Below are 13,134 nucleotides of genomic sequence, written 5' to 3' on the forward strand. Positions count from 1 at the left end.
AGCGTGATTGGCAACGTGAGATCACGAAGGAAATATCTCCGGGAAGCGAATGGCGGCAAGCATTAGGCACATGGCAAACCCGTTGTTGAGGAAATGCAGGATGATGCTGGGCCACAATGAATTGGAGCGGTGATACACGTATCCCAACACCGCGCCCAGCACGAACGTCGGGATGAACGAAACGGGATCGAGATGCGAAGCGGCAAAAATTCCAGAGCTCAGCAGGAGCGCCGCAATCCAGCCGTAGCGTTGTCGAAATCCTTGAAATAAAAATCCCCTAAAGAAAATTTCCTCCACAAGCGGGGCAATGATCACGCCGGTGAGAAACAGCCAGAGAGGCGAATCGAGTTCGGAAAACATCTTCATCACCGCCTCGCCTTGCGTATCCACGCCAAGAAGCGTCAGCAGAACGTTATGCGCGATGACGATGCCGTAGGCGACGATCAATAATCCGCACCCCAAGCCCATCGTAAGCGAATCGAATTTGACGAAGCCGAGAAGCCCGGGGCGGATGCGCTTCCACGCAAAAATGACCAGCACCGGCACGAGATAGATCATTTCGGCAAACATGACTCCCGCGCCGCGCGCAAACTGCTTCGCTTCCTCTTGAAACAGGAACCCGACCACGAGTATGCCGACGCTGATCAGTATCAACAATACGACGCCGAGCCACGTATCGAGGATCGACCATGGGACTTCCCGCGCTTCTTGCCTGACCTCAACCTGATTCTCTTCCATCAGCCTTCTCCTACCTCTCTATAAACAACCCATTGACCTTTGCGGTCATCTACGTTTTTCATCGCGCGGTCATAGTAAATATCGAAGATTTGTTCTTGAGTTCGTTCATCCAGCAGTTGAACTGCTGGATGAACGCGGTTTGCGGGATGAACGGAAACACGTACGCGAAAATAAAACCTGCCCACATTCAACGACCCGCGATTGGATGCCACAGCCGCGTGCTCAGGCTGCATATTGCGCGCCATCTTTCCGCGCCGCTTGAAATCTGTCCATGCCGAGAGCATTTCGATCACGCGATACGTTTTGCCTTCCCAGACAAATCCATTTGGGCAGGTGGGACTCTTCTCGAGCGCGGGAGGGGAATCGAAGATGACTTCAATCGGATGATCTAAAAAATGAAGCGGGGTGAATTCCATATCTTGATTATCGCACAAGTCTTGATACTTTCTTGACCTTCGCGCTTGTTTCCTTAACCCCAATTTGACGCGCAACTGAATACACTGCATCCAATGGAGGCACGCATGAATGACATTCTCTTTGTTGGATTGACCCTTTTGTTTTTCGCGCTCACTTTTGGCTTGCTCGCCATTTGTGACCGCCTGATGGAGAACAAATGAACGCCTTGTATGTGATCGCAGGCGTACTTACTTTAATTTTGTTTGGCTATCTCGTTTTAGCCTTGTTGAAACCAGAATGGTTTGGATAACATGAACATCTACGATTGGCTTCAAATTCTTTTCTACCTGACCGTTTTGTTCGCTTTGGTCAAACCGCTGGGCGGATATATGGCGCGCGTCTACCAAAACGAGCGCGTCGTTCTCGACCCGATACTTGATCCCGTTGAACGATTCATTTACCGCGCTTCAGGTGTGGACTCAAAAACGGAGATGAATTGGAAAACATACGCCGTTGCGATGTTGCTGTTCAATGCAATTGGCTTGCTGGCTGTCTATTTTCTGCAAAGAGTTCAGTTTTTGTTGCCATTGAATCCGCAGGGATTCGGCGCGGTCACGCCTGATTCTTCATGGAACACAGCCACCAGCTTTGTCACCAATACCAATTGGCAGGGCTACGGCGGCGAAACAACGATGAGTTACCTGACCCAAATGCTGGCAATGACCGTGCAAAACTTCGTCTCTGCCGCGACGGGCATGGCGGTCTTGGTCGCGTTGATTCGCGGAATCGTCCGACACACCACGAAAGAGATTGGCAACTTCTGGGTGGATTTAACCAGAAGCGCTTTGTATATCCTTGTGCCGCTTGCGCTGGCGCTATCGCTGGCTTTAGTTTCGCAAGGCGTTGTGCAAACTTTCAACGAATCACAAACCGCCGTGTCGCTTCAATCGGGCGAGCAGACCATTGCGGTCGGTCCCGCCGCTTCGCAGATCGCAATCAAACAACTCGGCACAAACGGCGGCGGATTCTTCAACACCAACTCCGCGCATCCGCTTGAGAACGCGACGCCGTTTTCAAATTTTCTGGAGATGCTCGCCCTCGTATTAATTCCCGCCGCGCTTTGCTACACCTACGGGAAGATGATCGGCGACACGCGCCAGGGGTGGTCGCTACTGATCGCCATGACGATTGTGTTCGTCTCTTTACTGGGCGTGACGGTTTGGTCGGAGAAAACAGCCAACCCTGCGATAGAGGCGTTGGGAGTCGCAGGCGGGAATATGGAAGGTAAGGAAGTCCGCTTTGGGATCGTGAACTCCGCATTGTGGGCAACTGCTACAACGTCCGTGTCGAACGGCGCGGTCAACTCGATGCTCGATTCATATATGCCGCTGGGCGGACTCGTGCCCATGTGGCTGATGCAACTCGGCGAGATCATTTTCGGCGGAGTCGGCTCTGGGCTGTATGGCATGTTGGCGTTCGTCATCATTGCCGTTTTTGTGGCGGGGTTGATGGTGGGGCGCACGCCTGAATATCTCGGCAAAAAGATCGAAGCCTACGAAATGAAAATGGCGTCGCTCGTGATTCTTGTGCCTGTGATCGTGACGTTGGTTGGGACAGCCATCGCGTTGATGAGCGAAGCGGGCAGAGCCACGATCTTCAACCCGTCGGCGCATGGGTTCAGCGAAGTGTTGTATGCCTTTTCGTCCACGGCGGCGAACAACGGTTCGGCGTTTGCGGGGCTGGGAGCGAACAATCCGTTTTACAACACCGCGTTGGGACTCGCCATGTTGATCGTTCGGTTTTGGCTGGCGGTTCCGATATTGGCGGTGGCAGGCTCGCTGGCGAATAAAAAGAAGACGCCCGTCAGCAACGGCACTTTGCCGACGCATACGCCTTTGTTCATCGGCTGGTTGATCGGCGTCATCGTCATCGTCGGCGCGTTGAGTTATTTGCCCGCGCTGGCGTTGGGTCCGATTGTGGAACATTTGATGATATTTAAATAAGACCTTAACCACGAAGGACACAAAGTGTCACTAAGGAAAAGATTTAAAAACCTTTGTGTACCTTCGTGACATTTCGACAGGCTCAATGCAAGCCTTTGTGGTGAAAAGAGAATTACTATGACAACTCAAACAAAAAAACAAACTCAAATGAAACAGGAAATGTACCGCCGCGCGATTGTGGAATCGTTTATCAAACTCAACCCGCGTTGGATGGTCCGCAACCCCGTCATGTTCGTGGTGGAGGTGGGGAGCGCGCTGACGACCATCTTGTGGATTCAAGCCATCTTCGGTCAAGGCGAGGCGCCGACGAGTTTCATTGGCGCGATTGCCTTATGGCTGTGGTTCACTGTGTTATTTGCAAACTTCTCCGAAGCCGTCGCCGAGGGACGCGGCAAAGCGCAAGCCGAGTCGCTTCGCAAGGCGCGGCAGGATACGCCCGCGAAGAAAGTTGCGTCAAAGGCTGAAACATTTGACGCCAATGTAAAGCATGAAATTGTTTCCTCCACCGCGCTTCGCAAAGATGATTTATATCTGGTCGTTGTGGGAGATATTCTGCCAGCCGACGGCGAGATCGTCGCGGGAATCGCGTCGGTGGACGAGAGCGCCGTCACGGGCGAATCAGCTCCCGTCGTGAGAGAAGCGGGCGGCGACCGTTCCGCAGTCACGGGCGGCACGAGACTTTTGTCCGATTGGTTAATTGTCAAAGTCAGCGCCGACCCTGGGCATGGATTTTTAGATCGCATGATCAGCATGGTCGAGGGCGCGAAACGGCAAAAGACGCCGAATGAAATCGCGTTGAATATTTTGCTGGCGGGCTTCACCATCATCTTTTTGGTTGTGTGCGCCACGTTACTGCCGTTCTCAATGTTCAGCGGCGGCGCGATCACCATCACCGTGTTGGTTGCCTTGCTGGTGTGTTTGATCCCAACCACCATCGGCGGGTTGCTTTCCGCCATTGGCATTGCAGGCATGGACAGGATGATCCAACGCAACGTCATCGCCATGTCGGGTCGCGCGGTGGAAGCGGCGGGCGATGTGGATGTGTTACTGCTCGATAAAACGGGAACGATCACGTTGGGCAATCGTCAGGCGGTTGAGTTTATCCCCGTCAACAATCTTCCCGTTCAAGAACTTGCCGAAGCCGCGCAACTCGCGTCATTGGCAGATGAAACTCCTGAAGGTCGTTCCATCGTCGTGTTGGCAAAAGAAAAATTTGGCTTGCGCGGCAAAACCATGGAGAAGATGCACTTCGTCCCATTTACCGCGCAAACGCGCATGAGCGGCGTTAATTTCAATGGAACTTCGATCCGAAAAGGCGCGCCCGACACGATGATCGAATTGATCCAGTCCAACGGAGGCGCCGTCGCTTCTGACCTCAAGCCGACAGTTGATTCAATCGCCCGAACTGGCGGCACGCCTCTGGTTGTGACGCGCGACAACCAAGCCCTCGGCGTGATCCATTTGAAGGACATCGTCAAAGGCGGTATGAAGGAAAGCTTCGCGCACTTGCGAAAGATGGGAATCAAAACCGTGATGATCACAGGCGACAACCCGCTCACCGCCGCCGCCATCGCCGCCGAAGCGGGCGTGGATGATTTTCTCGCGCAAGCCACGCCCGAAGCGAAGTTGAAATTGATCCGCGAATATCAAACGGGCGGACGACTCGTTGCCATGACGGGCGACGGCACAAACGACGCGCCCGCGCTCGCCCAAGCCGACGTTGCCGTTGCGATGAACACTGGCACGCAACCCGCGCGCGAAGCCGCCAACATGGTGGACCTCGATAGCAACCCAACCAAATTGATCGAGATCGTTGAAATCGGCAAACAACTCTTGATGACGCGCGGTTCGCTGACCACCTTCAGCCTTGCCAACGATGTGGCGAAATATTTTGCCATCATCCCCGCCGCGTTCGCCGCCACCTACCCGCAATTGCAAACATTGAACTTTATGGGGCTGGCAACGCCTGAAAGCGCCATCCTTTCGGCAGTGATTTTCAACGCGCTGATTATCGTCGCATTAATCCCATTGGCGTTGCGCGGCGTGCCGTATCGCGCGGTGGGCGCGGCGCAATTGCTGAGAGACAACCTTTTGATCTACGGTCTCGGCGGTTTGTTCGTGCCGTTCATCGGCATCAAAGTGATTGACATGGCATTGGTAGCGTTTGGATTGGTCTAGGAGGCTGAGATGACAGTTCACAATTTATCGTATCCATATCTGGAAAACATCAGGCAGAAACCTTTTGTTTCAACTCGGAAAGAAGTTTCGATGAAACCAAGCGAGTATTCAAAAATCATCAAGCCGTTTTTGCTGGCGGCTCTCACGGTTATATTCGCCGCTGGCGCAATTGCGCCCAACGTTTTGAACATACCGCTCGCATGGCAACCCTGGTTATTCATCACATCCATCTTCTGGTTTGTCGCTTACTTTACAGGAACCTTTAACTCATGAACACACAACTTCGCCCCGCGCTTACTATTTTTATTTTGCTCACCGTCGTCACGGGCGTGATCTATCCGCTGGCGGTGACGGGCATTGCCCAACTTGCGTTTCTGCATCAAGCCAACGGCAGTCTCATCGTCATTGACGGGAAAACCTACGGCTCCGAATTGATCGGTCAACAGTTCGACGATCCGAAATATTTTTGGGGACGTTTATCGGCGGTCAATTACGACTCTTCCACCTCGTCTGGCTCCAACTACGGACCGATGAATCCCGCTTTGATCGAAGCCGTGCAGGCGCGGATTGACGCCCTGAAAGCGGCTGACCCCAACAACGCGCTTCCGATTCCTGTGGACCTGGTCACTGCTTCGGGGAGCGGACTCGACCCTCACGTCAGCGTCGCCGCGGCGTTGTATCAGGTTTCCCGCGTGGCAACCAGCCGAGGCGTGAATGAAGCGGATGTCGTCGCGTTGGTGAATCAATACACCATAGGTCGTCAGTTTGGTTTTCTGGGCGAGCCGCGAGTCAATGTGTTGTTGTTGAATTTGGCTTTGGATGGAATTGAATAAATCCCCTCACCCTAGCCCTCTCCCGTTGGAGAGGGGACTCAGACACCCTTCTCCCAAAGGGAGAAGGGTTGGGGATGAGGGAGAATAGGAATACAATATCTTTATGCAACGCCCAGACCCCGATGAGTTATTGAAAAATATTCAAGCAGAAGAACATAGCCGAGGAAAGTTGAAAATCTTCCTCGGCTATGCGGCGGGCGTGGGGAAGACCTACGCCATGCTTCAAGCCGCGCATCAACGCAGGGAGCAGGGCATTGATATTGTTGTCGGCTATATTGAAACGCATAAACGCAAAGAAACCGAAGAGTTGGTTGAGGGGTTGGAAGTTCTGCCGCGCAAACAAGTGGATTATCGCGGCACGACCCTGCCTGAAATGGATGTGGACGCGGTTCTGGGGCGCAAGCCCGCCATCGTGCTGGTGGATGAGTTCGCTCACACCAACGCTTCTGGTTCGCGCCACCCCAAGCGTTATCAAGACGTGCAGGAAATTTTAGACGCGGGGATTGACGTGTACACCACGTTGAACATTCAACATCTTGAAAGTATGAACGATATTGTGGCGCAAGTGACGGGCGTGGTGGTGAAAGAGACCATTCCCGATTCTGTTATGGACGAAGCCTTTGAAATCGAATTGATTGATTTACCGCCCGATGAATTATTGGCGCGTTTGAATGAAGGTAAAGTCTACATCCCCGAACAAGCCAGCCGCGCCATTGATAAATTTTTCCGCAAAGGGAATCTCACCGCCCTGCGCGAGATGTCTTTGCGCCGCGCGGCGGAACGCGTGGATAACCAGATGCGGGCATACATGCAAACGCGGGCGATTCCTGGTCCGTGGGCGGCGACGGAAAGACTGTTGGTTTGTATCAGCCCCAGTCCGTTGAGCGAGCGGCTGGTGCGCACAACCAGAAGATTATCTGAAGAACTAAACGCGGAGTGGATCGCGTTATTTATTGAAACGCCGCAATCTATTGCCATGTCCGAGCCGAAACGCGAACGGGTTGCGAAAATTTTGCAACTCGCGGAGGATCTGGGCGCGCGGTCTTATACGGTGAGCGCGGGCGCCTCCATTGAATCCATTTCACAAACTGTCATTGAATTTGCGCGGAAAAATAATATTACAAAAATTGTGGCTGGCAAACCTCTGCGCCCGCGCTGGCAGGAAATGATTCGCGGCTCGCTGGTGGATAGCTTGATCCGCAAAAGCAGGGATGTGGATGTCTATGTCGTCGCCAGCAACGACACGCCGTCTTTTCCAGCGGACGAGAACCCTTTCAAACTGCACAGCCCGCTTGCGCGTTATCTTTGGAGCGTTGTGCTGGTGGCGCTGGCTACCCTCCTGGGTGGTTTCATCGGTTGGCGGCTTGAGCCTACCAACCTTGTCATGGTCTATTTATTGGCGGTTGTGGTTTCCGCCGTCTATTTGGGGCGCGGGCCCGCCGTCCTGGCGTCCATACTGGGCATTCTGGCGTTTGATTTCCTTTTTATCGCGCCGCATTTTTCGTTCTCTGTTTCCGATACGCAGTACATTATTACGTTCATCGCTTTATTTTTGGTGGGCATGGTGATCAGCCAATTAACGGCTTGGGCGAGCGAACAAGCGCAGGCGGCGCGTCAGCGCGAGGCGGAAACAGCGGAGTTGTACGACCTGAGCCGCGACCTGGCGTCCTCCGCCGATCTCGAAACGATCTTGAGACAGTTGAAAAAACATTTCGAACAAACTTTTGAAAAAGCGGTTGCCGTATTGCTGGCAAAGGAAGACAAACTTGAAATACGGATCAGTAGCGACGATCTGAAATTGAGCGATGAAGAAATCGCGGTGGCAGATTGGGTCTATCGTCACGCGGAACCTGCGGGGCGTTATACAAATACCCTGCCAGCCGCGCAACTACGCTACCTGCCGTTGAAAACAGCGGGCGGCGTTGTGGGCGTGTTAGGGATCGGAAAATTGAACTCGTCTCAAATGGACCTTGCCCCCGCAAAAAGACGACTGGTGGAAGCCTTTGCCAATCAGGGCGCGCAAGCCATCGAACGCGCTTTACTGGAAGAACAAACGCAGAAAATCAGTTTGATGCAATCGGCTGAAAAACTGCAAAACGCCCTGCTCAATTCCGTTTCGCACGATTTGCGCACGCCGCTGGTTTCGATCACTGGGGCGTTGACCGCGCTGGATGAAAATTATGATGGCATGGATGAAACAACGCGAGACACATTAATCGAAAACGCGCGCGGCGAAGCCGACCGATTGAACCGCCTGGTTGGCAATTTATTGAACATGACGCGCATTGAAAGCGGCGTCATTAAATTAAACCTGGAGCCGCGAGATATACAGGATTTGATCGGCACAGCCATCGAGCAACTTGGCTGGCGCGTCGGCAAGCATCAGATCCAAACAAATATCCCCGCCGATTTTCCGCTCGCGCAAATGGATTTTGCTTTGATGGTGCAAGTGGTCGTGAATTTATTGGAGAATGCGATAAAGTATTCTCCTGAAAATTCTTTGATCGAAATTTCCGCATCCGCGCTGGACTCAACCATGCGCCTCACAATCGCGGACCGTGGAGTTGGCATCCCAGCGGACGATCTGGTTCACATCTTTGAAAAGTTTTATCGCGCGCATCATCCGCAAAATGTTGGCGGAACTGGCTTGGGGCTTTCCATCAGCAAGAGCATCGTCGAGATTCACGGAGGGACGATCCGCGCCATGAATCGTGAAGGCAATGGCACGGTCGTTGAAATTGAATTACCATTGGGGGCATGACGCAGACCAATCAACGAATTTTAGTTGTGGACGATGAAACTCCCATCCGCAGGTATTTACGCGCCGCGTTGACCGCGCAAGGTTTTACGGTCTATGAAGCCAGCGATGGGAATGAAGCGATTCAAGCCGTGTTGTCTCACCGCCCCGATATGATCATTTTAGATTTGGGCTTGCCCGATATGGACGGCATTGAAGTGACTCGCCGCTTAAGAGAATGGTCGCAAACGCCGATCATCATTCTATCCGTCCGCGAGGCGGAGAATGACAAAATCGCCGCGCTCGATGCGGGCGCGGACGATTACTTGACAAAACCCTTCGGCACGGGCGAATTAATGGCTCGCATGAGAGTTGCGCAAAGAAGACAACTGACAAACGCGGACGAGCCTGTCTTTCAAATCGGCGCCTTGACAATGGATGTCTCCCGCCGTGTAGTGGCTCTGAACGAAAAGGAAATCGCGCTCACGCCGACGGAGTATGACCTGCTCAAAGCGTTGATTACCCACGCGGGCAAGGTCATTACGCATCGTCAATTGTTGAAACTGGTTTGGGGCGAAGGCTACGACGATATGCACATTCTGCGAGTCAACATCAGCAACCTGCGGCGCAAGATCGAACCCGACGCGGCGAGGCCGACGTATCTTGTCACCGAGGCGGGGGTGGGGTATCGGTTGAGAGTTGACTCTTGATTTCTACGTCCGTTCAAACTGCATACGGATCGCTGGCTTGTAGATACGCCAGCAACATCCCCCGCTTCGGATGATCTTTCATCCACTCGCGGACTTTCTTGACATGCTCATAATCGTCCGCGCCGAATTTTTCAAGGTAAAGTTTGTCCATGTGATTTCGCGCCTCGCTCGAGCGGATCTCGTCCTGCCATGGACGGGTGAAAAATTCGTTGACGTTGTCGTGCAAGCCCAGTTCGATCAGCGCGTCCCATTCGTGTTTGTCGAACCAGATGCCGTTGCAATGACCGCAACGATCAAGATGGAAATCTGAATCCGCTAGAATTTTATATCTGCCCATGATATGACCTGAATTGGGGCAGAGTTTCAATTCGTCCACATCCCAGGCAGGGTCAATTTTTATTTCAGCAGATTTGCGAGACTCCGTTTCGCCTCTTCCCTTACGCCAGGCAAGATAGGCATTCGAGTCCACCCAAATCCCGCCGCAGTTCGAACATTGCATGGCGGGTAATCCTTCAATGAGCGCGATCTGGCTAAGGGTGTCGGTCTTGTCCACAGGGCATTTCATTTTTCCTCCAATTGTTATGTGTGCTATTTCTCATCGGCAAGATGGAAGTGATGCAGGAAGCGATGCAGGATCGGCGCGGCTAACACGCCGGCGGCGGTGAGCGGAATAATGCCTGAATATAACGCGTAGAAGGAGGCGAAGAGCTTTCCCGCATCCGTCTGCACGGGGTTGACGGGTCCCATTCCGCTGAGGATCATGGATGCGTTGAGCAGGGCGTCGATCCATGAAAGATGTTCGATGAAATGATAGCCGAGCGTCCCAATGATGAGCGAAAAAAGAATTAACGCCAACCCAATCAACCCGTTGCGGATAAGTCGGTTGGCGAACACTTTTGGGCTTGCGAGAGGTTGTCGATGACGTTCGTACATAATTCCTCGTTTGGTTTATATTGCTTCTCAAGTTTTTAGACAAGAATGGATTTGACTCACATCACATCACTTCATTCCGCCAAAAGGAACGGATCAAGAAGAAGTTGAGGATCAGCGCGGTGAAGATCATGGCAGGGATGAGGATGATCGGCATCAGCCAGCGTTCGGTCCATTTGTTGATCTGCGCGGTGTTCGGGTCGGCGGGGTCGTACAACACCGAAACTTCCTCTCCCACATCATAGGCGGGAGGGTACGAAGCGTTGCCGCCCTCAAAAGAATAAGTCTGCCCGTTCGCTTCGAACTCGATGACAGGCGAGTACACACAGCAACCGCCTTCGCTGCTGCTGCTTTCTTCGAGACGAGTCACGATACCTGTTACCGTTTCGCCTTTCTGTTCCAATTGCCAACTGACATATCCCACGTACGCGCCCCACAAACAAAATCCGCCAAGGAACAAATTAGCAAAGACGATCCAACAACCGATCTGTAAACGATTAGCGACCCTGCCTGCTTTCTCCACCGTGTTATATACCTTGTCTACGTTCTTTTCGTAGTTGTCCATGAGGAGGCCTCCGTGAGATTAGGTTCGTCCCGCAGTTCGATTTGCCAAGCAAATCGTGCGGGACGAACGCGAGAGTATGCAATTCTACAAGTGAAACAGATTATCCGCGTTGGGCGATTGGTACCAATTGCGGCTTGGCGATGCGGATGTAATCATCGAGTTTCATAAAAATGGATCGGTCCAAGCGACCCGCGTTGAACACGACCTCATCATTCTGCTGGATGAGCGGATCAGCCAACACTTGAAGCTGGTCGCTAAACGTGAATGGCGGAATCGCCCCGATGACGCATCCCGTCAACTCTTGAGCCTTTTCGCGCGACGCGAACGCGACACTATCCGCGTTGAAGTGACGTTTGACCCCGTCGAAGTCAATGCGGCAATTGCCGGGGACGTTTGCGAGGCAGTAGATATTTTCCTTGCGAGTCAGTCGCACCTGCAAGGTCATGGACTTGATGGATTGTTCGATGCGGTTGCCGCGAATCTTGGCGATAAGTTCTGTCCGCCCTTCGGGCTCGTGTTCGATCACGCGATACGTCGCGCCTTCTTGATCGAGTAAGGCGCAGAGTTGTTCGTGGATGTCGGTCATAAGAATGGCATTTCCCGTAGCGCAAGATTTATCTTGCCGATCGACGGTTTGTGCGATGCGCAATCGCAAAGTAAACTTTGCGGTACGAACTATTTTCTCGCTTCTTCCCTACTTCATCGCATACACCGCGTATCCACGAGGCGGGGCGTAGAATTGTGCGCGGCAGTCGCGGTCGGTGGATTGGTTGATGGGGCGCGAAAGGTCGCTATGGCTCCACCAAGCCACAGGGGCGAATGAAGCGTTCGTCCATTTGGTGGTGACGAGGCGCCCGTTCCAGTTGTCGCCGCGATTGTTCAGCACGTAGACCAGTCCCGGTTGATTCCCATATCCCACGCGCTGCATGATGTAGAGGTTGTCGTCCACGTATAAGACTTGGGTGTCGCCGCCCGCGTATTTTTCGTGCGCGTCCACGAGCGCGACGATGCCGTTGGGCGTGTCGCCGAGCGCGAGATTCAAATTGAAATAATCGTGCCAGAACACGCACGGATACCCCTCGTGCGTGAGGATGTAACTGTAGGCAAGCAATTTGTCGTTGATGATGGGACGCCCCTCATCGCGCAGGTCGTGATTTTCAACGAACGAAACCGCGTTCTGTTCCTCGCGCCGAACGACCGTATCCCACGTGGTGAGATTCTTCAAACTGAAACCATACGAGTCGCACATCGCTTTGAGCATTTCGCGCTGAGGGAAATCGAACGCCTCCACAGGATTCGTGTTGGAGAAGTTGGCAAGGTCCACCCAGTTTTCGATGGCGTGCGCGTTATCCCAAAATTCCGCCACGCCATACGGCACAAACTGTTGACCGTTGCGCTGATAACGATATTCTTGGATCGCGGTGATGGTGTCGGCGCCGTAGCCTTTTACAAAATCGTATCGAAAGCCGTCGAAGCCGACATCCTCGATGAGCCAGCGCGCCAACTTGAGCAGTTCGGCATACACATACGGATTGCGATGCGCGAGGTCGGGCATGTCGCCGAAGGTCATGTTGTCCCAACTTTCGTACATGCACGGATGAAAACATTCCCAATTGCGCGGGAACTTTCCGCTCTTCGGATGGAACAACGTCCAGCGCATTTGATTGATCAGCGGATTCAACTCCTGCGCGTCTGCCCCGCTGTTGTGATTGAAGACCATATCCGCGATCACGCTGACCTTGTGGCTGTGCGCGGCTTGGATGAGGGATTCCAACTCCGCGCGCGGACCGAACCACGTGGGTATTGTTCCCTTCTGGTCGAACTCGCCAAGGTCGTAATAATCGTACGGGTCGTAGCCCATTGAGGGTCCCGCCAGATTCGCGGCTTTATGCGCGGGCGGAAGCCACAACGCCGTGAATCCTACCTTCGCCAGCGCGGGGATTTGCTCGCGGATCGTGTTCCACCATTGGAATTCTTCGTTTTCCAATCGCGGACAGTCCCAGTAGAAGGCTTGCATCATCACGCCCATAATGAATTCTCCATT

General features: G+C 53.2%; 15 protein-coding genes. 8 read left to right on the forward strand and 7 right to left on the reverse strand.

Translation table 11 applies throughout. The features are described 5' to 3' along the window. Positions 1-21: 21 nt before the first annotated feature. Both IPM31_05800 and IPM31_05805 read right to left on the reverse strand, forming a co-directional pair. Positions 22-738, reverse strand: a complete 717-nt coding sequence (locus IPM31_05800; GenBank protein MBK9006489.1) for a CPBP family intramembrane metalloprotease — start codon at positions 736-738, stop codon at positions 22-24. Beyond that, a complete protein-coding gene (locus tag IPM31_05805) occupies positions 738-1,154 on the reverse strand; it encodes a hypothetical protein (protein MBK9006490.1) in 417 nt (138 codons plus the stop codon). Before IPM31_05805 ends, IPM31_05800 begins: the two co-directional genes overlap by 1 nt. A 105-nt stretch (positions 1,155-1,259) precedes the next feature. On the opposite strand from IPM31_05805, the gene IPM31_05810 reads away from it, so the two are divergent. The 8 genes from IPM31_05810 to IPM31_05845 all read left to right on the forward strand — a co-directional run bounded on the left by IPM31_05810 (position 1,260) and on the right by IPM31_05845 (position 9,595). Then, positions 1,260-1,355: a potassium ABC transporter ATPase gene (locus tag IPM31_05810; GenBank protein ID MBK9006491.1), complete on the forward strand. Its 96-nt coding sequence runs from the start codon at positions 1,260-1,262 to the stop codon at positions 1,353-1,355. After that, the gene (gene kdpF, locus IPM31_05815; protein ID MBK9006492.1) at positions 1,352-1,444 is read left to right on the forward strand and encodes a K(+)-transporting ATPase subunit F; all 93 of its coding nucleotides are present in this window, start codon (positions 1,352-1,354) and stop codon (positions 1,442-1,444) included. The genes IPM31_05810 and kdpF overlap by 4 nt, the downstream gene beginning before the upstream one ends. Position 1,445: 1 nt before the next feature. Continuing rightward, positions 1,446-3,137 carry a potassium-transporting ATPase subunit KdpA gene (gene kdpA / locus IPM31_05820; protein ID MBK9006493.1) on the forward strand — a complete coding sequence of 564 codons (1,692 nt, stop codon included), beginning with the start codon at positions 1,446-1,448 and terminating at the stop codon, positions 3,135-3,137. 117 nt (positions 3,138-3,254) lie between these two features. Then, positions 3,255-5,315, forward strand: a complete 2,061-nt coding sequence (kdpB, locus tag IPM31_05825) for a potassium-transporting ATPase subunit KdpB (GenBank protein ID MBK9006494.1) — start codon at positions 3,255-3,257, stop codon at positions 5,313-5,315. Between the two features lie 9 nt (positions 5,316-5,324). Further along, positions 5,325-5,588 carry a hypothetical protein gene (locus IPM31_05830; protein MBK9006495.1) on the forward strand — a complete coding sequence of 88 codons (264 nt, stop codon included), beginning with the start codon at positions 5,325-5,327 and terminating at the stop codon, positions 5,586-5,588. Further along, complete coding sequence (gene kdpC, locus IPM31_05835) at positions 5,585-6,148, forward strand: potassium-transporting ATPase subunit KdpC (GenBank protein ID MBK9006496.1); 564 nt, start codon at positions 5,585-5,587, stop codon at positions 6,146-6,148. The genes IPM31_05830 and kdpC overlap by 4 nt, the downstream gene beginning before the upstream one ends. 103 nt (positions 6,149-6,251) lie before the next feature. Further along, positions 6,252-8,909, forward strand: coding sequence for a sensor histidine kinase KdpD (locus IPM31_05840; GenBank protein ID MBK9006497.1), 2,658 nt, complete (start codon positions 6,252-6,254; stop codon positions 8,907-8,909). Next, positions 8,906-9,595: a response regulator transcription factor gene (locus IPM31_05845; GenBank protein MBK9006498.1), complete on the forward strand. Its 690-nt coding sequence runs from the start codon at positions 8,906-8,908 to the stop codon at positions 9,593-9,595. Before IPM31_05840 ends, IPM31_05845 begins: the two co-directional genes overlap by 4 nt. 13 nt (positions 9,596-9,608) lie before the next feature. Here IPM31_05845 and IPM31_05850 read toward each other — a convergent pair whose 3' ends face one another. The 5 genes from IPM31_05850 to IPM31_05870 all read right to left on the reverse strand — a co-directional run bounded on the left by IPM31_05850 (position 9,609) and on the right by IPM31_05870 (position 13,119). Beyond that, positions 9,609-10,160, reverse strand: a complete 552-nt coding sequence (locus IPM31_05850) for a zf-TFIIB domain-containing protein (GenBank protein ID MBK9006499.1) — start codon at positions 10,158-10,160, stop codon at positions 9,609-9,611. Between the two features lie 23 nt (positions 10,161-10,183). After that, complete coding sequence (locus tag IPM31_05855; protein ID MBK9006500.1) at positions 10,184-10,528, reverse strand: hypothetical protein; 345 nt, start codon at positions 10,526-10,528, stop codon at positions 10,184-10,186. A 61-nt stretch (positions 10,529-10,589) separates the two neighbouring features. After that, positions 10,590-11,090 carry a DUF3592 domain-containing protein gene (locus IPM31_05860; GenBank protein ID MBK9006501.1) on the reverse strand — a complete coding sequence of 167 codons (501 nt, stop codon included), beginning with the start codon at positions 11,088-11,090 and terminating at the stop codon, positions 10,590-10,592. A gap of 100 nt (positions 11,091-11,190) precedes the next feature. After that, on the reverse strand, positions 11,191-11,676 hold the full coding sequence (locus IPM31_05865; GenBank protein ID MBK9006502.1) for a YbaK/prolyl-tRNA synthetase associated domain-containing protein: 486 nt from the start codon (positions 11,674-11,676) through the stop codon (positions 11,191-11,193). Between the two features lie 108 nt (positions 11,677-11,784). Beyond that, complete coding sequence (locus IPM31_05870; GenBank protein ID MBK9006503.1) at positions 11,785-13,119, reverse strand: DUF1939 domain-containing protein; 1,335 nt, start codon at positions 13,117-13,119, stop codon at positions 11,785-11,787. Positions 13,120-13,134 lie beyond the last annotated feature (15 nt).

This window comes from Candidatus Defluviilinea gracilis, from assembly GCA_016716235.1.
GTDB lineage: Bacteria > Chloroflexota > Anaerolineae > Anaerolineales > Villigracilaceae > Defluviilinea > Defluviilinea gracilis.